This is a genomic window from Pseudoalteromonas sp. SIMBA_162, from assembly GCF_046535955.1.
GTDB lineage: Bacteria > Pseudomonadota > Gammaproteobacteria > Enterobacterales > Alteromonadaceae > Pseudoalteromonas > Pseudoalteromonas marina.
In genome coordinates this window covers 1-238 of sequence record NZ_JAWJBQ010001172.1, presented here as the reverse complement: position 1 = coordinate 238, position 238 = coordinate 1, and the positions used below count along the sequence as shown (strand labels likewise).

At 44.1% G+C, this 238-nt stretch carries 1 pseudogene; it reads left to right on the top strand.

The features are described from left to right. Positions 1-238, top strand: a pseudogene (locus R0J88_RS23370) (amidohydrolase); the annotation flags it as partial.

Below are 238 nucleotides of genomic sequence, written 5' to 3'. Positions count from 1 at the left end.
GTTGGGTTAGCCGCTGCGCTTGTAGGTTGCCAAGAAAATGAAACACAACATGATACAATTACTATTAACACAAACCCATCCCCAAGCACTTACACGCCAATCTCTACAACACGTACACTCATCAAAAATGCGCCTGTTCTTACAGGGACTAGCGAACGCCTGGATGACGCTGCTGTACTATTGGCAGATGGTAAAGTACACAAAGTGGGTAAAGACTTAAGTGTAAAAGCAGACACAA